This is a genomic window from Mycobacterium toneyamaense (assembly GCF_055384815.1).
In genome coordinates this window covers 5,066,855-5,087,914 of the sequence record NZ_AP040333.1, presented here as the reverse complement: position 1 = coordinate 5,087,914, position 21,060 = coordinate 5,066,855, and the positions used below count along the sequence as shown (strand labels likewise).

The window sequence follows — 21,060 nt, the reverse complement described above, 5'->3', positions numbered from 1 at the left end:
GGACCGCCTGAGTTGCGCGGGAGCGGCGGGCGTTTACTGTCGGCAGCATGGCAATCGGCGGGGTGCTCTTCGACATCGATGGTGTCCTGGTGACCTCGTGGCGTCCGATCGACGGTGCGGCCGAGACGTTGCGGGCGCTGGACGAGCGTCAGATCGCCCGCTCGTTCCTGACCAACACCACCACCCGGACCCGCCAGCAGATCGCCGAATTGCTGTGTGCCGCAGGCATTGAGGTTGCCGCCGACGAGGTCGTCACCGCTGCGGTGCTGACCGCCGACTACGTACGTGACCGCTACCCGGGCGCCCGATGTTTCCTGGTGAACAACGGCCAGATCGGCGCGGACATGCCGGGCGTCGATCTGGTGTACGCCTCCGACTTCGCTGGCCCGAGCCAACCCGACACGCCGGACGTGGTGCTGCTCGGCGGCGCGGGACCCGAATACACGCATCTGACCCTGAGTTGGGTCTACGACTGGATGGCCCGCGGCGTCCCCGTGGTCGCCATGCACCGCAGCAACGCGTGGAACACCGCCGACGGATTGCGGGTCGACACCGGGCTGTATCTGGCGGGCCTCGAGCAGACGACCGGGTACCAGGGCACCGCCGTCGGCAAGCCCGCACCCGCCGGGTTCTTCACCGCGGCGGCGCGCCTGGGCGTCGAACCCGAAGAGATGTACATGGTCGGTGACGACCTCAACAACGATGTGCTGGCGGCCCAGGTCGTGGGCATGACCGGCGTGCTGGTGCGCACCGGAAAATTCCGCCAGGACACGCTGGACCGTTGGGCCGCAGACGAATTCGCGATGCAGCCGAACTACGTCGTGGACTCCGTCGCGGATCTGCCGGAGCTGCTCGGGCTTTAGGGGTCAGGCCGTCAGCTCGCGCTGCATGTTCCGGATCGCGGCGATGCGGTCCTGCAGCTGCTCGCGGGTCGCGGCCGCGACCGGGGGGCCGGGGTGGCGGCGCCGCAACTCGTTGTGAATCCAGCCGTGCGGCCGGCCCGTGCGGTGATGGAACGCAGCAACCAGCAGGTTCAGCTCCTTGCGCAGCTCGCGGAGCTGGCCGTGCGTGGTCATGGGTGGGGGCGGTGCGCCCGTGGCGGCGGCCTTGGCGCTGCGCTTCTGGAGCTGCTCGTCCTGGCGCTTGCTCAGCAGATCCCGCATCTGGCTGGGGTCGAGCAGACCCGGGATACCCAGGTAGTCGGCTTCCTCGTCACTGCCGGTCTCCGTCGCGGTACCGAATGACGAGCCGTCGAAGATCACCTGGTCCAGCTCGGCGTCCGAGCCGAGCATCTCGAAGCCGTTCTCCAGCTCCGACTTCTCGTCTTCCTTCTTCTGCGCCTGCTCGAGCAATTCGTCGTCGAGCCCGTCGGACACGCGGTGCGGCTTGCCCAGCACGTGGTTGCGTTCGCGCTCCAGCTCACTGGCCAGCTCCAGCAGGTTCGGCACCGACGGCAGGAAGATGCTGGCCGTCTCGCCCTTGCGCCGCAGGCGCACGAACCGGCCGATGGCCTGGGCGAAGAACAGCGGGGTCGACGCACTCGTGGCGTACACCCCGACCGCGAGCCGCGGCACGTCGACACCTTCGGACACCATGCGGACCGCGACCAGCCAGCGGCTGGTGCCCTCGGAGAACTGCGAGATGCGCGCCGACGCCGTCGGGTCATCCGACAGGATGACCGTCGCCTCCTCGCCCGTGATGGTGTGCAGCAGCTTGGCGTAGGCGCGGGCCGTCGTCTGGTCGGTGGCGATGATCATGCCGCCGGCGTCGGGGATGCTCTGCCGCAACTGGCCCAGCCGCTTGTTGGCCGCGGCGATCACGGCGGGCATCCATTCGCCCTCGGGGTTCAGCGCGGTCCGCCAGGCCCGGGCGGTCTGCTCGGCGGTGAGCGGCTCGCCGAGGCGGGCCGCGTGCTCCTCGCCGGCACTGTCGCGCCAGCGGGCCTCACCGGAGTAGGCCATGAACACCACCGGGCGGACCACGCCGTCGGCGAGCGCATCGGAGTAGCCGTAGGTGTGGTCGGCCACCGACTGCTGATGGCCGCTGCCGTCGGGCTCGTACTGCACGAAGGGGATGGGGCTGTCGTCGGACCGGAACGGGGTCCCGGTCAGGCAGAGGCGCCGCGTCGCGTCGTCGTAGGCCTCGCGAATGGCCTCGCCCCAGCTCTTCGAGTCGCCGCCGTGGTGGACCTCGTCGAAGATCACCAGGGTCTTGTGGTTCTCGGTGCGCACCCGGTGCTTCGTCGGGTGGCTGGCCACCTGGGCATAGGTGACGACGATGCCGTGGTAGTCCGACGACGTCTGGCCCGTCGAGTTGCTGAACTTGGGATCGAGCGCCATGCCGACGCGCGCCGCGGCTTCCGCCCACTGGGTCTTGAGGTGCTCGGTCGGGACGACGACCACAACCTGGTCGACGGTGCGCTCCGTCAGCAGCTCGCCGGCGATCCGCAGCGCGAAGGTCGTTTTGCCTGCGCCCGGGGTCGCGACCGCAAGAAAATCACGTGGCTTGGCGGTCAGATACCGCACCAAAGCCCGACGCTGCCAGCCCCGCAAAGCCTGGGTGCTGGGCGCTGCATAAGCCCGCACCCGAAGACTCCTCCTTGGTCGAAGGGCAGTCTAGGGCAACGGGTTTGGCGGATGCACATTTGCCCGGCGTGTCCTGGCGCTCGGCTCGTCGGTGTCGCCGGCCGAGGTGCTGATCAGGCGCGTCACCGCGTCGCAGACGATGGCCTTGCGCTGGGCATGGTCGTCGATGCCGATCACGGCGAGCAGCGTGGGGCTGAGGTTGTGCCACATCGACGCGATGGTGAGCACCAGGGTGAACAGCACCGGCGCGGGCAGCTCACCCGTGAGCTTGCCGTCGGCCTGGGCGGCGGCGATGGACGCGATCTGTTCGTGCATCGTCTCGCCGGGAAACCCCGCGGCGGTGTCGTCGGCTCGCTCCAGCCGGTGCCAGGAGATCAGCCGGCCGACTTCGGGCTGGCCGGCATAGACATCGATCAGATGGGCGGCGTACGCGGGCAGGTCGTCGGCGACCACCGGGCTGTCGGCGAAGAACTTCTGCGTCATCGCGGCCCAGACGGCGTCGAACAGCTGATCTTTGCTGCCGAAGTAGTGATAGATCTGCGCCTTGTTGGCGCCGGCGTTGGCGGCGATGCGATCAACCCGCGCTCCGGCGATGCCGTACTGGGCGAATTCGGTGGTCGCCGCGCAGAGCAGCCGCGCGCGCGTGGCGTCGGAATCTCGCGGGTGGCCCATTCCGGAGATTTTAGCTGCCGGGTCGGCGTTTGCTAACTAACTAATTAGTTGACAGTGAGGTGAGGCCTGCCTAACGTTCGGCATCGGGTGGGACGTGGATCACAGGAGGTGGTGTGGTCGCTGAGCCCTGTCCGGAACGGTTGGCCGCGCCGCCCCCGGAACTCGTCGGTCGCGGCGAACAACTTTCGCGGTTGATGGCCGCGATCAGCGACACCCCGCGCGGGCGCACCGTGGTGGTGTCCGGTGCCGCCGGGTCCGGCAAGACCGCACTGCTCGACGTCGCCTGCCGGCACGCCTGCGATATCGGTTTTCGGGTGGGGCGACGTCGGCGTCGGGCGTGGCCTGCCGGATGCGGTCGACGGCGTCCTTGCCCTTGTCGAGATTGCGGACGGCGAGCACGACGTGTGCGTTCTTGGCGGCGAGCGCCGCGGCGGTCTCGTAGCCGAGACCGGTGTTGGCGCCGGTGATGACGGCGGTGCGTCCGGTCTGGTCGGGAATGTTGGCGGTAGTCCACTTGGTCATGACGGTTCCTCGGTAGCCTGGGCTTGAACCGGGGCGAGCGCCCCGGATGCTTCACTTATCCGGAACGGTCGCCCCGTTTTATTTGTTCCCGGGAGCATGATGATCTGCAAACCGAAGAGGCCGCTCCGGGCCGACGCGGCCCGGAACCGCGCTCGCGTGCTGGAAGTCGCCTACCAAACCTTCGCCGAAGAGGGCCTTTCGGTGCCCATCGACGAGATCGCCCGGCGGGCCGGCGTCGGCGCCGGCACCGTCTACCGGCACTTCCCGACCAAGGACGATCTCTACCGCGCGGTGATCGAGGATCGGCTGGAAGTCGTCATGGGCGCCGGCCGGGCGTGTTTGGCGTCGGACGCGCCGGGCGAGGCGCTGTTCGACTTCCTGCGCTCGATGGTGCGGTGGGGCGAAACCGACCAGGGGCTGGTCGACGCGCTCGCCGGTCTCGGGATCGACGTCAACGCCCTGGTGCCCGATGTCGAAGAGGAATTCCTGGCGCTGCTGGGCCAGCTGCTGGCCGCCGCGCAAGGTGCCGGCGCCGTTCGTGCCGACGTCACGCCCTCGGATGTGAAGACGCTGCTCGTGGCGGCGAACGCCGCGCAGCGGTACAGCGCGGACGCCGCCGACCGCGTCGTCGAATTGATGATGGACGGACTCCGGCCTCGTCAGTAGCGTCGCCCGTATGAAGTTCGGGATCTCGACCTTCGTCGATGACGACAGTATTGATCCGGTTTCGCTGGCCCGCGCGATCGAAGAGCGCGGCTTCGCGTCGCTCATCGTCGCCGAGCACAGTCACATTCCCGCGAGCCGTGAGACGCCGTATCCGAACGGTGGAGAGCTGCCGCCCTGGTACTACAACACGCTCGACCCGTTCGTGACGCTTGCCGCCGCGGCGGCGGTGACGTCGACCATCGAGCTGTTCACCGGCATCGCCCTGCTCATCCAGCGGGATCCGATCCACACGGCCAAAGAGGCCGCCAGCATCGATCTCATCTCCGGTGGCCGGTTCATCTTCGGCGTCGGTGCCGGCTGGAATCTGGAGGAGATGCGGGACCACGGCACCGATCCGAAAACCCGGGGTGCCCGGCTGGACGAGAGCATCGAAGCCATCACGGCGCTGTGGACCACCGAGCCCGCCGAATATCACGGCAAATTCGTCAACTTCGACGCGTCGTACTGCCGGCCCAAGCCGGTCCGGAAACCGCATCCCCCCATCTATGTCGGCGGCAACTCCGATGCCACCGTCAAGCGGGTGCTGCGTCACCGTGCGGGCTGGATTTCGAATCCTTTCCCCAGGGACGTGCTGGTGGAACGAACGGCGCAGTTGCGCTCGGGCGCGGACTACGACGTGCCACTCGCGATGTTCGGTGCACCCCTGAAACCGGACTACTGGCGTACCGCTGAAGACCTCGGCTTCGGCCAGCTCGGGTTGTTCCTGCCGTCGGTCGGCAAGGACGAATCGCTGCGCCTGCTCGACGATTACGCGGCGCAGGTGGCGCAGTACCGGTCGGCGTCCTGATTTCCGGCCGCGAAGCGGTGCCTGCGCGGATGGCGAACAACCTTGCACTCGCCCTGCCTGAGTGCTAAAAAGACGTTGGCACTCTCGATAGGTGAGTGCTAGGTCGGGACAGTGAGGCCGGGGCCGCATCTGCGAGCACAGCCCAGGCCGTCCGTCGCGGGCGCTGCGCCTGACCAAAGACGTGCAATTCCCAACCGGAGGAATTACTTCGCAATGGCCAAGACAATTGCGTATGACGAAGAGGCCCGCCGTGGCCTCGAGCGGGGCCTGAACAGCCTCGCCGACGCCGTGAAGGTGACGCTGGGCCCCAAGGGTCGCAACGTCGTCCTGGAGAAGAAGTGGGGCGCCCCCACGATCACCAACGATGGTGTGTCCATCGCCAAGGAGATCGAGCTGGAGGACCCGTACGAGAAGATCGGCGCTGAGCTGGTCAAGGAAGTTGCCAAGAAGACGGACGACGTCGCTGGCGACGGCACCACCACCGCCACCGTGCTGGCCCAGGCCCTGGTTCGCGAAGGCCTGCGCAACGTCGCTGCCGGCGCCAACCCGCTCGGCCTGAAGCGCGGCATCGAGAAGGCCGTCGAGGCTGTCACCAAGGGCCTGCTGGCTTCCGCCAAGGAGGTCGAGACCAAGGAGCAGATCGCTGCCACCGCCGGGATCTCGGCCGGTGACCAGTCCATCGGCGACCTGATCGCCGAGGCCATGGACAAGGTCGGCAACGAGGGTGTCATCACCGTCGAGGAGAGCAACACCTTCGGCCTGCAGCTGGAGCTCACCGAGGGTATGCGCTTCGACAAGGGCTACATCTCGGGTTACTTCGTGACCGACGCCGAGCGTCAGGAAGCGGTCCTCGAGGACCCGTTCATCCTGCTGGTCAGCTCGAAGATCTCGACCGTCAAGGACCTGCTGCCGCTGCTGGAGAAGGTCATCCAGTCGGGCAAGCCGCTGCTGATCATCGCCGAGGACGTCGAGGGCGAAGCCCTGTCGACCCTGGTCGTCAACAAGATCCGTGGCACCTTCAAGTCCATCGCCGTCAAGGCCCCGGGCTTCGGTGACCGTCGCAAGGCGATGCTGCAGGACATGGCGATCCTCACCGGTGGCCAGGTCATCAGCGAAGAGGTCGGCCTGTCCCTCGAGACCGCCGACATCACCCTGCTGGGCAAGGCCCGCAAGGTCGTCGTGACCAAGGATGAGACCACCATCGTCGAGGGTGCCGGCGACGCCGACGCCATCGCCGGCCGCGTGGCCCAGATCCGCAGCGAGATCGAGAACAGCGACTCCGACTACGACCGCGAGAAGCTGCAGGAGCGCCTGGCCAAGCTGGCCGGTGGCGTTGCCGTCATCAAGGCCGGCGCTGCCACCGAGGTGGAGCTCAAGGAGCGCAAGCACCGCATCGAGGACGCCGTTCGCAACGCGAAGGCCGCCGTCGAAGAGGGCATCGTCGCCGGTGGTGGCGTGGCCCTGCTGCAGTCGGCTCCGGCTCTCGACGAGCTGAAGCTCGAGGGTGACGAGGCCACCGGTGCCAACATCGTGCGTGTCGCCCTGTCGGCTCCGCTGAAGCAGATCGCCTTCAACGGTGGTCTGGAGCCGGGCGTCGTCGCCGAGAAGGTGTCGAACCTGCCCTCGGGTCACGGCCTGAACGCCGCGACCAACGTCTACGAGGACCTGCTGGCCGCCGGCGTTGCCGACCCGGTCAAGGTCACCCGCTCGGCGCTGCAGAACGCGGCGTCCATCGCGGCGCTGTTCCTCACCACCGAGGCCGTCGTCGCCGACAAGCCGGAGAAGGCCGCGGCTCCCGCCGGCGACCCGACCGGTGGCATGGGCGGTATGGACTTCTAAGTCCAGCTCTTTCGGGAAGGCCCGGTCTCTTCGGAGGCCGGGCCTTTTCTTGTGTGACGCTGACAGCGCCGCCATGGTCGTATTTGCGATGGTGACGCTGCCAGCGTCACATTGCGATCGTGCCGTGATGTGCACCCCTGCGGACCACCGACAGAATGTCCTCCAGGATCAGATCCCAGCGGTAGACAACGTCCTCATGGGTCAGTCGCATGGCCAGGAACCCCAAGCCGACGGCCACCCTGTCCCTCGTCCGGTCGGGCTGATACTTGGACAGATGGTGCTCACGGCTGTCGGCTTCGATGATCAGTCGGTCGCCCACCAAAAGGTCGACGCGGCCCACTCCCGGAATGTCCACTTGGGTTTGTAGGTGGATCCCCAAGGCGCGCAAGCGTAATCGGATCATCGTCTCCGTGCCCGATTCGCTCTTCGGGTCCAATCGCTCGGCCAGGTTCAGATGCGCAAAGCGCGATGTCGACACAATGTCCCGCGCGTCGGCCATCTCGATCATTTGTTTGTTCAGCATCGAGTCCAGGACGACGATCAGCCCCTCAGTGTCCAGGCAGTGCGCCGCCGACGCGACGGCAATGTCGATCGGGTCGATGGCTCCGACGATGGGTGGATCGAGGCGGTACGGCTGGCAGGACCGAACTCTTGGGCGGGATTGGCGTGCCCGCCTCGAATACCGGACATGCAAACCAGAATCGGGCACCCAGACGCCGTAGTGGCGTAGCACAGAGACACAGCTCAAAATGCCACCGGCGGAGACCGCGCGGACGACCTGCGGGTTTGCGGAGGGGCCGGCATACCAGCCGCGCCGCACCGGCAGCCAGCCAGCTGGGCGCGGCATTCCCGCGGCGCGCAGTTGCGCCGCGGACACCACCCCGCCGTTCGCAGCCGCCAGTTGTTCTATTTCCCCCATCGCTCAATAGCAGCCGACAACGATGGGCGACGGTAGTACCCGATCGTCAGCCTGTGGATAACTCAGGTCTCCTTGAGTGACACGCAGTCGTGAACGCCTTCGGGGCTGCGATGCAGCACCGCGCGGGTGGGCACCACGCGCAGGCCGGTGTCGGTGGCTTCGGCGGTCCCGTCGACGATCAGCGAGTAGCCGGTGGGTTCTTTCGGCGGCCACAGCACCGTCACGGCAGGGTGGGCGCCGATATTGCGCTGGGTGGTGTTTCCGACGGGCTCGATCGTCACCGCGCCGCCGTCGAACGCCGGGACGACGGCCACCGTGTGCGGACGGAAATCGTCACTGACGGTGATCAGAAAGCCCACTGAGAAGTCGGCCAGGGTGTCGCCGAGTTTTTCCAGGTCCACCTTCACGCTCATGAGGTCAGGATAGGTCGCCGCCGCTCACGCCGGCGCGGGTTGCCGGCCCCGCACCAGCCGCCCCGGCCGGGCCGCCGTGGGTACACCGTTCTCTGCGATGATCTCGCCGGACACGATCGTCGCGACATAGCCGTCGGCGGTCTGGTCCAGGCGGCGCCCGCCGGCGGGCAAGTCGTGCTCGATGGTCGGTTTGTGTAGCGTCAGCGCGTCCTGGTCGATGACGTTGAGATCGGCCTTGTAGCCCACCGCGATCCGGCCGCGGTCGTTCAGGCCCGCGACGCGCGCGGGTACCGACGTCAGCTCCTTGACGGCGTGCGCCAGCTCCAGCCGGCCGGCGGCCCGGTCGCGCACCCAGTGCGTCAGCAGGTACGTGGGAAATGACGCGTCGCAGATCATTCCGTAGTGCGCGCCGCCGTCGCCGAGGCCGAGGATGACGTCGTCGCGCTGGATCAGTTCGGCGACGGTGTCGAGGGAACCGTCACGGAAGTTGGCGAGCGTGACCAGCAGCATGGCGTGGCCGTCGTCGTCGAGGACGCGGTCGTAGGCCTCCTCGAGCGGGCTGACGCCGCGTGCGGCAGCGCGTGCGGCGATCGAATCCGACGGTGCCGGTTCGTAATTCGGGGGGGTGCCGAGGGGGAACATGTAGTCCCATGCCTGCACCGCGAACATGAGTGGGTGGCCGTCGGCGGCTGCCGTGTCGTTCAGGATGCGTTGGCGGACTTCGGGTTTGCGCATCTCGGCGACGCGCTCGGGCAGCGGTAGGTCGGCGATCTCGCGGTACGACGGATACAGCACGAACGGATTGCCGGACAGCTCCAGGCCGATGACGAGGCCGATGGGCCGCGGGAAAATCTGCGCCGAGATCGAACCGCCATCGCTGTTGGCCTTCTCGACCATCCGTAACGCGTCCTCGAATGTGGCCGGTCCGGCGTTGCCGACGGCGAGCGTGAACGTGACGGGCAGGCCGACGTCGGCGGCGACGTCGAACACAGTTTTCAGCGCGACCTCGTAGTCGCCGGCCAGCAGGTCGGGTACGAACTGGATCAGGCCGCCGCCGCCGTCCTCGACGCCGCGTGCGATGGCCTCGATCTCGACCTGCGCCGCGTCGTGGCTGGGGATGGGCTGGCCGCCCGAGGTCTTGTGCAGCGTCAGCCGCGACGACGCGAAGCCCAGCGCGCCGCACTCCACGGCCTCGGCCGCGAGCTTGCGCATCAGGGCCAGGTCCTCAGGAGTGGCGGGTTCGCGGTCGACGCCGCGCTGACCCATCACATAGACGCGCAGCGGCGAGTGCGGGAGGAATGCCGCCACGTCGATGTCGCGGCGTCCGGCATCAACGGCGTCGAGGAACTCGGGGAAGGTCTCCCACGTCCACGGCAGGCCGTCGACCATCACCACTCCGGGGATGTCCTCGACGCCGGCCATCACGTCGACGAGTACGTCGTGGTCGTCCGGGCGACAGGGCGCGAAGCCGACACCGCAGTTGCCCATGACGGCGGTCGTTACGCCGTGAGCGGAAGACGGGGTCATTCGGTCGGACCAGATGGCCTGTCCGTCGTAGTGGGTGTGCAGGTCCACGAAGCCCGGGGTGACGAGCAGGCCGGTGGCGTCGATCTCGCGGGCGCCGTTCCCGTCGATGGTGCCGACCGCCGCGATGAAACCGTCCTGAACTGCGACATCGCCCCGAAAGGGGGTGCCGCCCAACCCGTCGGCGATGAGTCCGTTGCGAATGACGATGTCGTAGGCGACGCCCGCTGCGTTCATGTGAACAACGTACGACTCAGGCCGTCATCAGATCTGTGAGTTGGCTTTGAGTTGAAGTTAGAACGACTAGGCATCGAGAAACCGATGTATCGTGATAGGTACAAGATGCATCGAGCAAATGAAAGGAATAGCGATGTTCTCAGCTGGTTTCGGCCCCGGTTTCGGTGGGGGCTTCGGTCCCGGATTCGGGGGCTTCGGTCCCGGCGCGGGTGGTCCCGGCGCCTGCGGCCCGGGCGTCGGCGGTGGTTTCGGCGGCGGCTTCGGGCCGGGGGCCGGACATCACTTCTTCCGGGGTCGTATCAAGCGTGCCGCGATTGCGGCGGCCGCGCTACTACAGGAAGGTCCGGCCACCGCCGAGCAGCTCTCGCAGCGGGTTTCGGAGATCACCGACGGCGCGTTCGCGCCGCCGGTGGACAAGGTCGAGTTCGTCGTCTCACTGCTCGCGGCGCGTGGCGTGGCCACGGTCGAGGACGGCGTCGCGACGCTGACCGAGTTCGGTGAGCAGTTGCTCGCCTGGCGCGGTGTCAGCAGCGAGACGGTGCAGGCTTTCCTCGGTGAGGCGGGGAAGTTCGGCGATGTCATCAAGCTGCGCAAGGATTTGTTCGAGCTCGCCGGGCTGGCGCGCACGATCAAGTTCACCGGCAACGACGCGCAGAAGGCCGATCTCAAGGCGGCGGTCGCCACCCTGTCCGGCGCGGTGGCCGAGGCCAAGAAGGCGCTCTACCGCACCTTGGCCGACAACTGACCGGTCGGTGACCGAATCGGAGCGGCGGACCCCCGGGTTCGTCGCTCCGATTTTTTGATGCTCCTATTGGTGTCAAGCAGCTTGGAGCCATGATCTGTATTGATCAGCCAGGGCGTCGTCGCGTTGTAGTCCGCGTTCGATGCGGGAGATGACGGTGGGCCAGACGCCGAAGTGGTTCGCAGCGGCGGTGACGGTGATGTTTTTGGATTGCCGGGCTGGCCGTAGGTCGTTGTATTCAGGTACTGCGATCTGGCGGGTCAGGAGTTTGAAGACTTCGCGGGCGATGGCCCGTTTGAGTTTGCGCAGGATCTCCATTTTGTTGTGGCCCTTGGCGAGCTGTCGTTGCACGTAGTCCTTGGTCGACTGGTGACTGGACATGCGCACCAGGGCGATGCGGTGCAGCGCGTTGTTGGCGGCGCGGTCACCGCCGCGCGATAGGCGGTGCCGGTTGGTCTTACCCGAGGACGCCGGCACTGGCGCGGTGCCGCACAGAGCGGCGAACGCGGCTTCACTGTGCAGCCGGTGCGGGTTGGCTCCGGCGGTGATCAATAGCTGGGCGGCGGTGTCCGGGCCGACACCGTAGGCAGCGCGCAGGCCGGGGTTGGCCTTGGCGACAAGGGCATCGATCTGCGTTTGCAGGGTTTCGGCTTGGGTTTCGAGGAATTGCACGCGTTGGGCGAGCATCTTGGCCGCGGTGAGCAGCGACTGTGCCCACGTGTCGGCCACAGTGTCGGGGCGGCAGCGGGCGATGGCCTCGATCAACTTCAATGTTGTTAAGCCACGGTACTTTTCACGCACCGCATCCGGCGCCGATATCAGCATGGCTTTGATCTGGTTGATCACCGCGGTGCGGTGCTTGACCGCCGAACGACGAGCGATGTGCAGGGCACGCAATCCGGTGGTGGCATCGTCTTTGGGGGTGGCCAGGCCCTCGCCGGCCAACACGGTGCGGGCGGCGCTGTACGCGTCGAGCGGGTCGGATTTTCCTTTGAGTCGGCGGGTGGACTTGACCGCTCTCGTCACCTCCACCACCTCGATCCCCGCGGCGGTTAAGGCCCGGGTGAACCCGGCGCCGTAGCTGGCGGTGCCTTCCACACCGATGCGCACAATGTGGCCCAGTGTCATGAGGAATGCGATCGCCGCGGCGTACCCGGCGCCGGTGGTGGGGAACTCCTTGTCGCCGAGGGTGGCGCCGGTCGTGGTGATCGCGGCGACGTGGATGGTGTCGAGGTGGGTGTCCGCACCGGCGACGATGAGCGCAGATTCTGTCAAGATGATGGTGTCCCTTCTGACCAGCGTTGGGCGGGGCACACACCGGCCAGGGCGGGCAGACAAGACATTGATGAGGAACGGCCAGGCTCCTGATTAAGTCATGTCCGTCCTGTCCGGTGTGAACAAGACGCGCACCACACGGGCCGGGCAAATCAGGTTAAAGACAACCCAGTAGGGCGTCAGTCAGTGCCAGAGCCACGACCCGCGCGGTAACGCTCTTCCATCATCAATGTCGGTGCCTCGTGGCACGATCGCGGCATGATCGACCACTTCGGTATCAACTGCAGTGACTGGGCCAAGTCCCAGCAGTTCTACGACGCCGTGCTCGGCGTACTCGGCTTCAGCAGGCAGATGGACTTCGGGGTCGCCATCGGTTACGGCCGCGACGGCAAGCCGGATTTCTGGATCGCCGACGCCAGCGCGGGGGAGGCCTCGGGTCCGAACCGTGAGGTGCATTTCGCCTTCCAGGCCGCGGACACCGATGCGGTGACCGCGTTTCACGACGCCGCCGTCGAACTCGGCGCCGAGTCGCTGCACGCGCCCCGGTTGTGGCCCGAATACCACCCCGGCTACTTCGGGGCGTTCGTCCGCGACCCCGACGGCAACAACGTCGAGGCGGTTTTCCACGGCGCGGCCGGGTAGCCGCGAGCTCCGGTAGCGTCGGCGATATGTCTGACACCGGTGCGGCGCGGGAACTGTTGCGCGACTCTTTCACTCGGCTGATCGAGCACGTCGACGAGGTGACCGACGGCCTGACCGAAGAGGTGTCGTGCTGGCGGCCGACGCCGGAGGCCAACAGCATCGCGTGGCTGCTGTGGCACAGCGCGCGAGGTCAGGACATGCAGCTGTGCGATGTCGCGGGCATCGAGCAGGTGTGGACGAGTGAAGGCTGGGAGCAGCGGTTCGCGCTCGATCTGCCGCACAATGACGCGCCGGGTTACGACATCGGATACGGCCACACCGCCGAGGATGTCGGCAAGGTGCGGCCGCCGGTCGAACTGCTGGTCGGCTACTACCGCGCGGTGCACAAGGTCTCGCTCGAATATGTCGCGAGCCTGACTCCCGAAGAGCTCGAGCGGATCGTCGACCGCCGCTGGAATCCGCCCGTCACCGCGAGCGTGCGACTCGTCAGCATCGTCGACGACTGCGCGCAGCATCTGGGGCAGGCCGCGTATGTGCGGGGCATCGCCGCGCACAGATGACAACTGAGAAGTTCGTCCGCTGGTGGCCGCCGGTCGGACTGGTGCTGATGGCCCTGTTGGGCTGGGGTGTCGGTAAGGCCTCGACACCGGTCGACGACGTCTTCCAGTACGCGGGCCGGGCCGGGGAGCCGTATACCGGTTGGCTGCTCTTCTTCACCGATCCGCGTGTGCTCCTGGTGATGCTCGTGATCGCGGTGGGAATCGCGTTGTGGCACAAGCGCTGGCGGCTGGCCGCGGTCATCGCGTTGACGCCCCAGTTGGCGGTGGTCATCGAGCGCGGGCTCAAGGAGCTGTTCGGCCGGCACAAGGGTGGGGCGCTGGCGTATCCGAGTGGGCACACCGTGCTGATGGTGACGGTGCTGGGCGTCATCGTCGTCGCCGCCGGGGCGGTGCTGTGGGCCCGCGTGCTGGCCGGTGTCTTCGTGCCACTGGGCATGCTCGGTCAGGCCTTCACCTACCACTACTTCACGGACACCGTCGGCGCGCTGCTGTTCGGGTCCAGCCTGGTGTGCCTGGCGGCACGGCTGCTCGCGGTGCCGGCGCGCCGGGAAGCCGGTGGCTGATCCGCCGGAGCCGTGTCCGGGCGGGCCATTTTTGACACGCGTCAAGCCGGGTGCGACCCGCGTCACACCCGGTCGTTACGATGGCGGTATGACCGCTACGTCTGACGTCCAATCGCCCGGTTCCGGCACCATTTACGACCCCGCCACGGGTGCCATCGCAGGAACCGTGAGCTGGACCGACCCGGCCGACGTGCCTCGCATCGCCGCCGGCCTGCGCGCCGCGCAGCGCGAGTGGGAGGCCCGCGGGCCCCAGGGCCGGGCGAAGGTGCTGGCCCGGTTCGCGGTGTGGCTCAACGATCACCGCGACGAGGTCGAGGCCCTGCTGATCCGCGAGACCGGCAAGTCGACGGTCGACGCGAAGGTCGAAATCCCCCTGGTCATCCTGATCATCTCGTACGTGGTCAAGACCATGGAGAAGGCGCTGGCGCCCGACACCCGGCCGGCCCCCATGCCGATGCTGTCGATCAAGAAGATCACGGTGCATTACCGGCCGCGCCCGGTGGTCGGCATCATCGCGCCGTGGAACTACCCGGTGGCCAACGCCCTGATGGACGCCATCGGCGCGCTCGCGGCCGGCTGCGCGGTGCTGCTCAAGCCGTCCGAGCGCACCCCGCTGACGGCCGAGTTGCTGCTGCGCGGTTGGACCGATTCCGGCGCGCCCGAGGTGCTGGCCCTGGCACAGGGCGCCCGTGAGGTGTCCGAGGCCGTCATCGACAACTCGGATTTCGTCCAGTTCACCGGGTCGACGGCCACTGGCCGCAAGGTCATGGAGCGCGCGGCCCGTCGTCTCACGCCGGTCAGCCTCGAACTCGGCGGCAAGGACCCGATGATCGTCCTCGAGGACGCCGACGTGGAGCTCGCCGCCAACGCTGCGGTCTGGGGCGCGATGTTCAACGCCGGGCAGACATGCGTGTCCGTCGAGCGCGTCTACGTGCTGGAACCGGCCTACGACGCGTTCGTCGATGCCGTCGTCAAGGCGGTGCAGAACCTCAAGGTCGGCGCCGGCGAGGGCTACCACCTGGGCGCGCAGATCGACGCCGGCCAGGTGGACATCACCGAGCGGCACGTCAACGAGGCCGTGGCGGCCGGCGCCCGCGCGCTGACCGGCGGCAAGCGCCCCGACGGTCCGGGCAGCTTCTACCCGCCGACGGTCCTGGTCGACGTCGACCACACGATGGCGTGCATGACGGAGGAGACGTTCGGCCCGACCTTGCCGATCATGAAGGTCGCCACCGTCGGCGAGGCGGTCCGGCTGGCCAATGACAGCCCGTACGGGTTGAGCGCGACCGTTTTCTCGGGTGACGTGCAGCGGGCCAAAGACGTTGCGCTGCAGCTCGACTGCGGCGCGGTGAACATCAACGACGTGCTGGCCAACCTGATGTGCACCACCGCCCCGATGGGTGGCTGGAAGACGTCGGGCATCGGCGCGCGGTTCGGCGGGGCCGACGGCATCCGCAAGTTCTGTCGCCAGGAGACGGTCGTCGAGCCGCGCACGAGCAAGGGTGCGGGCGGCAACTACTACCACAACTCGATGAAGGCGCTGGCTCGCATGAACAGCGTCCTGACCAAGGTGTCGTTGATCCGGTCCAAGCGCACCGCCAAGTAGCGCCACCAGTTGTTCACCGTGACGTCACCGCCAGGTTCGGCCCGGCGGTTACGTTCAGCCGGTGATCCTGGACGCCTCTGCCGCCGACACCTACACCGTCCGCGACGATGACGACGACGACCCTGAACTGGTGCTGCTGCCCAGTGGGGAAGTGGTCGACACCTGGCGCGAGGGTTACCCGTATGACGAGCGGATGAACCGGCACGACTACGAACAGCAGAAGCGCCTGCTGCAGATCGAGCTGCTGAAGCTGCAGAAGTGGAGCCAGGCCAACGGGCTGCGGCACGTCATCGTCTTCGAAGGCCGCGACGCCGCCGGCAAGGGCGGCACCATCAAGCGGTTCATGGAGCACCTCAACCCGCGCGGCGCCCGCGTCGTCGCACTGGAGAAGCCGACCGAGAAGGAACGCACCCAGTGGTACTTCCAGCGGTACGTCACGCATCTGCCGGCCGCCGGCGAGATCGTGCTGTTCGACCGCTCCTGGTACAACCGGGCCGGTGTCGAACGCGTGATGGGTTACTGCACGCCCAAGCAGCACGCGGAATTCGTCCGCCAGGCACCGCTTTTCGAGCAGATGCTGGCCAACGACGGCATCAGCCTCACCAAGCTGTGGTTCTCGGTGACCCAGGCCGAGCAGCGCACCCGCTTCACGATCCGTCAGGTCGACCCGGTGCGGCAGTGGAAACTCTCGCCGACGGATCTGGCCTCGCTGGACAAGTGGGACGCCTACACCGCGGCCAAGGAAGAGATGTTCGCCTGGACGGACACCGAGGTCGCGCCGTGGACCGTGGTGAAGAGCAACGACAAGAAGCGCGCCCGGATCAACGCCATGCGGCATGTTCTCGGTAAGTTCGATTACGACAACAAGGACCATGAGGTGGTCGGACACGCCGATCCGCTGATCGTGGGACGGGCGCTGTCCGACTGAGCAGCGCCCACCAACGTAGGAGGGCGCTTGCGATTCGTCGCGACATTGCTGTTGTGGCTGGTCACCACCGTCGCTGTGGCGGTGGCTGTGCCGGTCTGCTGGGCGCAGCACACACTTGTCGACCGGGGCGGCTACGTCGCCCTGGCCACCACGGCAGCCAAGAACCATGAGCTGCAGAAGGCCACGGCCAGCGAGCTGGGCATCCAGGTCAACAGGCTGGCCACCAGCGCGGGATACGACCTGAGCACCGGCACCGTGTCGAAAGCCGCCGGCATCTACACGTCCAGCTCGGCCTTCCCGGGCCAGTTCGGCGCCGCGAACGGCTACGCGCACGACTGGCTGTTCACCGACACCATGGCCCACTCGGACTCGTCCGGCCGGTGGACCATCGACCTGTCGCCGATGTTGTCGGACCGGTCGTTCAAGGCAACCTTGGCGGCGTTCGGGGTCCGCGTCCCGTCGAAGATCGAGGTACCGATCACCGATTCGGCCCAATCGTTGCGGCCGGGCCAGTTCCGCGCCGCGACGACGTGGGGACCGTGGGCTCGGGTCGGCATCTGCGTGCTGACGGGCGTGTTCGCCCTGCTGACACTGGCGGTGACCCGGTCGCGCGGCAAAACGGTTGCCGCCCTGGGTATCTCGACCATGATCGTCGGCGCCGCGGGCTGGGCCGGCATTGAGGCGGGGCGGCGCTACATCAACGACGGGCTGAACCGCACCACCGGCAACGTCCGCCAGGTGGCCGACGTCATGGTCGACACGGCCATCGCCAACGCCCACCAGTGGCTCAACATCACCCTCGCGATCGGCGGCGGGCTGGTGGTGCTGGGCGTGCTCCTCACGCTGCTGGGCAACCTGGGCCGACGCGTCGTCCGCAAGCCCAAGCCCGCGGCAGCTCCCGCCGCCTGACAGTGATTTGTGCACGAAAATCCGCGGCCGGCGCGGAAAATCGTGCACAAATCACGAGCCGACGGTGCGCTCCAGGAACGAGTAGACCAGCGCGGCCTTGAACGCGGCCTGCGAATTGTCCGCGGCCCCGCCGTGTCCACCCTCGATGTTCTCGTAGTAGCTGACGCGGTGGCCGGCGGCTTCGAGCGCCGCCGTCATCTTCCGCGCGTGGCCGGGGTGCACCCGGTCGTCGCGCGTCGAGGTGGTCATCAGCAGCGCCGGGTACTTCCGGTCGGCCGAGATGTTCTGGTACGGCGAGTACTTCGAGATGAATTCCCAGTCGTCGGGGTTGTCCGGGTCGCCGTACTCGGCCACCCACGACGCGCCGGCGAGCAACAGGTGATACCGCTTCATGTCGAGCAGCGGCACGCTGCACACCAAGGCGCCGAACAGTTCCGGATACCGCGTGAGCATGACGCCCATGAGGAGCCCGCCGTTGCTGCCGCCCTCGGCGGCGAGTTGTTCGACGGTGGTGATGCCGCGGCGCACCAGATCGGCTGCGACGGCGGCGAAGTCCTCGTACACCAGGTGACGGCCCTCGCGCATGGCCTGGGTGTGCCAGCGTGGCCCGTACTCGCCGCCGCCGCGGATGTTGGCCTCGACGTAGGTACCGCCCTGCGTCAGCCACAACCGGCCGAGCACTCCGGCGTAGCCGGGCAGCATCGACGACTCGAAGCCGCCGTATCCGCTCAGCAGTGTCTTGCGTGGCTCGGTGACGCCGCGTTGTCCCACAACGAAGTACGGGATGCGCGTGCCGTCGGTCGACGTCGCGAAGTGCTGCGACACCTCGACCTCGGACGCGTCGAAGAATGCGGGCGCGCGCTTGATCTCGGTGACCGCGCCGCCGGCGTGGCCCCACAGCAGGCGCGACGGGCTGTCGAATCCGCTTGAGTCCAGGAAAATTTCGTCGCCGTACTCGTCGACGTCGACGATGACCGTGGTGGCGTGCTCCGGCACGCCCGGGATGTCCGCGCGCTCCCACGTGCCGGGGGTGACCAGCTCGATGTGGCCGATGACGTCGACCAGCGTCTGCAGCAGCAGTCGGTCGCGGGTCCACGCGAAGTTCTGCATGCTGCTGTGGTCGTCGGGCTCGAAAACCACACTCAGATCACGGTTTCCGGCGAGGTAGTCGTCATAGCGGGCGGCCAGCAGCGTTCCCGCCGCGTACGTCGTCTCGCCGACGGTCCATTCGACGCGCGGCCGGATCAGCAGCCAGTCCCGGTGAATGGAGATGGCGGCATCGGTCGGGACGTCGATGCGGACCAGTTCGTCGCCGCGGACCTCGAAGCGTTCGCGGTTGAAGAAGTCGGTGGACTGCGACACCAACAGCCGCTCGAAACCCGGTGTGCTGTCGTATCCGGCGCCGACGCTGACGTCGGATGCCGCGCCTTCGAAGATCGTCACGGCCTCGGCCAGCGGCTGCCCGCGGCGCCACCGCTTGACGATCCGGGGGTACCCCGACTCGGTCATGGCGCCCGGCCCGAAATCGGTGCCCACCAACACCGTGTCGGGGGTCTCCCAGGACACGCTGGACTTGGCTTCCGGCAGGTTGAACCCGTCTTCGACGAACTTCCTTGTCTCCATGTCGAACTCGCGCACGACGGTGGCGTCGGCCCCGCCGCGCGACAACGCGATCAGCGCGAGGTGCAGGCCCGGTTCGATGACGTCGGCGCCGGCCCAGACCCAGTTCTCGTCCTCGTCGGCCGCCAGCTTGTCGAGGTCGATCAGCACGTCCCACTCGGGGGCGTCGGTGCGGTAGCTGTCCAGCGTGGTGCGCCGCCACAGCCCGCGCGGGTTCTCCGCATCGCGCCAGTAGTTGTAGAGGAACTCGCCGCGCCGCCGGACGTACGGGATGCGGGCGTCGGTGTCCATCACCTCGAGGGCGTCGGCGCGCATCTGCTCGAAGCGCTCGCCACCGAACTCGGCGATCGTCGGCTCGTTATGGGCGCGCACCCAGGCGAGGGCGTCGTCACCGGTGACGTCCTCGAGCCAGAGGTAGGGATCTTCTCCTGGGGCGAGCGGAGCGACGGGATCTTCCGGGGCGACCGATTCAGAACTCACCTGGTCATTCTTACTCCCCGGCGTAGGGTGGCCGTATGCCATCTCGGGCACTGATCACCGCCGAGGCCGCGGACCTGCTACGCGCGCTGCAGAACCAGCACGGCCCCTTGATGTTTCACCAGTCGGGTGGATGCTGCGACGGCTCGTCGCCGATGTGTTATCCCGACGGCGACTTCATCGTCGGCGACCGCGACGTGCTGCTGGCGGTGCTCGACGTCGGGCCCGACGGCGTCCCGGTGTGGATCTCCGGGCCGCAGTTCGAGGCCTGGCAGCACACCCAGCTCATCATCGACGTGGTCGCGGGCCGGGGCAGCGGGTTCAGCCTCGAGGCGCCCGAAGGCAAGCGCTTCCTGTCGCGCGGTCGGGTGTTCACCGAAGCGGAGAACGCCGAGCTCAATGCGCAACCGCCCGTCACCGGCGCCCAGTATGCGCAGGGCGTCCGGCCGGCGCGGGACGGCACGTTGATCGTCGAGCACGCCGAGGAGGCGTGCCCGGTGCCCGGTGCGCGTCCGGGCTTGGCGTAGGTCACCAGATTGCGGTGCAGGCGGTTTCGTTCGTGGTGACTACTTCTGCAACGTGAACTGGACGACGTCGGCCTGCTTGTTGCGGAACAACTCCGCGCAACCGGTCAGATACTTCTGGTAGCGGTCATAGACCTCTTGCGACTGGATCTTGATGGCCTCGTCCCGGTGTGCCGCCAAGTTCTCGGCCCAGATGTCGAGGGTCGTGGCGTAGTGCGGCTGCAGTGAGTGTTTCCGGGTGACGTGGTATCCCGCCGCGGTCGCGAGTTCCTCCACCACGGGGATGATCGGCAGCCGGCCGCCCGGGAAGATGTCCGTCATCAAGAACTTGACGAAGCGGGCGAACTCGAAGGTCAGCGGTATCCCCAGTTCCTTGGCATCCCGGAAGTCGAAACCACAGATGGTGTGCAGCAGCATCACGCCGTCGGGTGGCATGGCCGCATACGTCCGCCGGAAGAACTCCGGATAGCGGTCGGGCCCGAAATGCTCGAAGGCGCCGATCGACACGATCCGGTCGACGGGTTCGTCGAACTGCTCCCAGCCCTGCAGCCGCACCTCGCGGCGGCGGGCGGTGTCCATCCGGTCGAAGGTGCGCTGGACATGGGCCGCCTGGTTCCTCGACAGCGTCAAACCGACCACATCGACGTCGTACCGTTCGACGGCGCGCAGCATCGTCGAGCCCCATCCGCAGCCGATGTCCAGCAATTTCATCCCCGGCAGCAGGCCGAGCTTGCTCAGCGCCAGGTCGATCTTCGCCAGCTGCGCTTCCTGCAGTGTCATGTCGTCGCGCACGAAATAGGCGCAGCTGTAGGTCTGCGTCGGATCGAGAAACAGGCGGAAGAACTCGTCGGAGAGGTCGTAGTGTGCCTGCACATCATTGAAGTGCGGCATCAAGGAATTGGACATGGGGCGTCGACCCTTTCTGACGAAGGTCCCCGCCGAATACCCGGTTTCTCGCAGTTGAATCGGTCTCCCAACTCTCGGCGTCGC

20 protein-coding genes and 2 pseudogenes are annotated in these 21,060 nt (G+C 67.3%); 13 read left to right on the top strand and 9 right to left on the bottom strand.

Going from position 1 to position 21,060, the window contains the following annotated elements; genetic code table 11:
- Positions 1 to 47: 47 nt before the first annotated feature.
- The gene (locus tag ACZ5IQ_RS24635) at positions 48 to 863 is read left to right on the top strand and encodes an HAD-IIA family hydrolase (protein ID WP_464480412.1); all 816 of its coding nucleotides are present in this window, start codon (positions 48 to 50) and stop codon (positions 861 to 863) included.
- Positions 864 to 866: 3 nt separating this feature from the next.
- Here the strand turns inward: ACZ5IQ_RS24635 and ACZ5IQ_RS24630 are convergent, their stop codons facing one another.
- On the bottom strand, positions 867 to 2,585 hold the full coding sequence (locus ACZ5IQ_RS24630) for a DEAD/DEAH box helicase (RefSeq protein ID WP_464480411.1): 1,719 nt from the start codon (positions 2,583 to 2,585) through the stop codon (positions 867 to 869).
- A 30-nt stretch (positions 2,586 to 2,615) separates the two neighbouring features.
- The gene (locus tag ACZ5IQ_RS24625; RefSeq protein WP_318986628.1) at positions 2,616 to 3,257 is read right to left on the bottom strand and encodes a TetR/AcrR family transcriptional regulator; all 642 of its coding nucleotides are present in this window, start codon (positions 3,255 to 3,257) and stop codon (positions 2,616 to 2,618) included.
- Positions 3,258 to 3,451: 194 nt separating this feature from the next.
- Here ACZ5IQ_RS24625 and ACZ5IQ_RS24620 point away from each other — a divergent pair.
- Positions 3,452 to 3,499: pseudogene (locus ACZ5IQ_RS24620) on the top strand (hypothetical protein); the annotation flags it as partial.
- A 79-nt stretch (positions 3,500 to 3,578) separates the two neighbouring features.
- On the opposite strand, the pseudogene ACZ5IQ_RS24615 reads toward ACZ5IQ_RS24620, so the two are convergent.
- A pseudogene (locus ACZ5IQ_RS24615) lies at positions 3,579 to 3,779 on the bottom strand (SDR family NAD(P)-dependent oxidoreductase); the annotation flags it as partial.
- A gap of 102 nt (positions 3,780 to 3,881) precedes the next feature.
- Between ACZ5IQ_RS24615 and ACZ5IQ_RS24610 the strand changes: the two are divergent.
- The 3 genes from ACZ5IQ_RS24610 to groL all read left to right on the top strand — a co-directional run bounded on the left by ACZ5IQ_RS24610 (position 3,882) and on the right by groL (position 7,131).
- On the top strand, positions 3,882 to 4,445 hold the full coding sequence (locus tag ACZ5IQ_RS24610) for a TetR/AcrR family transcriptional regulator (protein WP_212814588.1): 564 nt from the start codon (positions 3,882 to 3,884) through the stop codon (positions 4,443 to 4,445).
- Positions 4,446 to 4,455: 10 nt separating this feature from the next.
- Complete coding sequence (locus tag ACZ5IQ_RS24605; RefSeq protein ID WP_212807099.1) at positions 4,456 to 5,292, top strand: LLM class F420-dependent oxidoreductase; 837 nt, start codon at positions 4,456 to 4,458, stop codon at positions 5,290 to 5,292.
- A 213-nt stretch (positions 5,293 to 5,505) separates the two neighbouring features.
- On the top strand, positions 5,506 to 7,131 hold the full coding sequence (gene groL / locus ACZ5IQ_RS24600) for a chaperonin GroEL (protein WP_061000336.1): 1,626 nt from the start codon (positions 5,506 to 5,508) through the stop codon (positions 7,129 to 7,131).
- 106 nt (positions 7,132 to 7,237) lie between these two features.
- Here the strand turns inward: groL and ACZ5IQ_RS24595 are convergent, their stop codons facing one another.
- The 3 genes from ACZ5IQ_RS24595 to ACZ5IQ_RS24585 all read right to left on the bottom strand — a co-directional run bounded on the left by ACZ5IQ_RS24595 (position 7,238) and on the right by ACZ5IQ_RS24585 (position 10,224).
- Positions 7,238 to 8,050 (bottom strand): endonuclease domain-containing protein, encoded by an 813-nt coding sequence (locus ACZ5IQ_RS24595; RefSeq protein WP_212807098.1) that lies wholly within the window; start codon positions 8,048 to 8,050, stop codon positions 7,238 to 7,240.
- Positions 8,051 to 8,112: 62 nt separating this feature from the next.
- The gene (locus ACZ5IQ_RS24590; RefSeq protein ID WP_464480410.1) at positions 8,113 to 8,463 is read right to left on the bottom strand and encodes a pyridoxamine 5'-phosphate oxidase family protein; all 351 of its coding nucleotides are present in this window, start codon (positions 8,461 to 8,463) and stop codon (positions 8,113 to 8,115) included.
- Between the two features lie 24 nt (positions 8,464 to 8,487).
- A complete protein-coding gene (locus tag ACZ5IQ_RS24585; protein WP_464480409.1) occupies positions 8,488 to 10,224 on the bottom strand; it encodes an N-acyl-D-amino-acid deacylase family protein in 1,737 nt (578 codons plus the stop codon).
- A 133-nt stretch (positions 10,225 to 10,357) separates the two neighbouring features.
- On the opposite strand from ACZ5IQ_RS24585, the gene ACZ5IQ_RS24580 reads away from it, so the two are divergent.
- A complete protein-coding gene (locus ACZ5IQ_RS24580; protein ID WP_464480408.1) occupies positions 10,358 to 10,969 on the top strand; it encodes a hypothetical protein in 612 nt (203 codons plus the stop codon).
- Between the two features lie 72 nt (positions 10,970 to 11,041).
- Here the strand turns inward: ACZ5IQ_RS24580 and ACZ5IQ_RS24575 are convergent, their stop codons facing one another.
- Entirely contained in the window at positions 11,042 to 12,241 is a 1,200-nt protein-coding gene (locus ACZ5IQ_RS24575; protein ID WP_133426027.1) for an IS110 family RNA-guided transposase, read from the bottom strand.
- 258 nt (positions 12,242 to 12,499) lie between these two features.
- On the opposite strand from ACZ5IQ_RS24575, the gene ACZ5IQ_RS24570 reads away from it, so the two are divergent.
- The 6 genes from ACZ5IQ_RS24570 to ACZ5IQ_RS24545 all read left to right on the top strand — a co-directional run bounded on the left by ACZ5IQ_RS24570 (position 12,500) and on the right by ACZ5IQ_RS24545 (position 17,449).
- Positions 12,500 to 12,883, top strand: coding sequence for a VOC family protein (locus ACZ5IQ_RS24570; RefSeq protein WP_061000329.1), 384 nt, complete (start codon positions 12,500 to 12,502; stop codon positions 12,881 to 12,883).
- Positions 12,884 to 12,909: 26 nt separating this feature from the next.
- The gene (locus tag ACZ5IQ_RS24565; protein WP_464480407.1) at positions 12,910 to 13,443 is read left to right on the top strand and encodes a mycothiol transferase; all 534 of its coding nucleotides are present in this window, start codon (positions 12,910 to 12,912) and stop codon (positions 13,441 to 13,443) included.
- Complete coding sequence (locus ACZ5IQ_RS24560; protein ID WP_464480406.1) at positions 13,440 to 14,006, top strand: phosphatase PAP2 family protein; 567 nt, start codon at positions 13,440 to 13,442, stop codon at positions 14,004 to 14,006. The genes ACZ5IQ_RS24565 and ACZ5IQ_RS24560 overlap by 4 nt, the downstream gene beginning before the upstream one ends.
- Before the next feature lie 88 nt (positions 14,007 to 14,094).
- Positions 14,095 to 15,612 carry an aldehyde dehydrogenase family protein gene (locus ACZ5IQ_RS24555; RefSeq protein WP_138250658.1) on the top strand — a complete coding sequence of 506 codons (1,518 nt, stop codon included), beginning with the start codon at positions 14,095 to 14,097 and terminating at the stop codon, positions 15,610 to 15,612.
- A 61-nt stretch (positions 15,613 to 15,673) separates the two neighbouring features.
- Positions 15,674 to 16,540, top strand: a complete 867-nt coding sequence (gene ppk2 / locus ACZ5IQ_RS24550) for a polyphosphate kinase 2 (RefSeq protein WP_174557738.1) — start codon at positions 15,674 to 15,676, stop codon at positions 16,538 to 16,540.
- Between the two features lie 27 nt (positions 16,541 to 16,567).
- Entirely contained in the window at positions 16,568 to 17,449 is an 882-nt protein-coding gene (locus tag ACZ5IQ_RS24545) for a hypothetical protein (RefSeq protein ID WP_061000323.1), read from the top strand.
- Positions 17,450 to 17,500: 51 nt separating this feature from the next.
- Here the strand turns inward: ACZ5IQ_RS24545 and ACZ5IQ_RS24540 are convergent, their stop codons facing one another.
- The gene (locus ACZ5IQ_RS24540) at positions 17,501 to 19,549 is read right to left on the bottom strand and encodes a prolyl oligopeptidase family serine peptidase (RefSeq protein ID WP_464480405.1); all 2,049 of its coding nucleotides are present in this window, start codon (positions 19,547 to 19,549) and stop codon (positions 17,501 to 17,503) included.
- A 35-nt stretch (positions 19,550 to 19,584) separates the two neighbouring features.
- On the opposite strand from ACZ5IQ_RS24540, the gene ACZ5IQ_RS24535 reads away from it, so the two are divergent.
- Positions 19,585 to 20,073, top strand: coding sequence for a DUF779 domain-containing protein (locus ACZ5IQ_RS24535; RefSeq protein WP_226519680.1), 489 nt, complete (start codon positions 19,585 to 19,587; stop codon positions 20,071 to 20,073).
- Positions 20,074 to 20,112: 39 nt separating this feature from the next.
- On the opposite strand, the gene ACZ5IQ_RS24530 is transcribed toward ACZ5IQ_RS24535, so the two are convergent.
- Positions 20,113 to 20,976: a cyclopropane mycolic acid synthase family methyltransferase gene (locus ACZ5IQ_RS24530; protein ID WP_464480404.1), complete on the bottom strand. Its 864-nt coding sequence runs from the start codon at positions 20,974 to 20,976 to the stop codon at positions 20,113 to 20,115.
- Positions 20,977 to 21,060 lie beyond the last annotated feature (84 nt).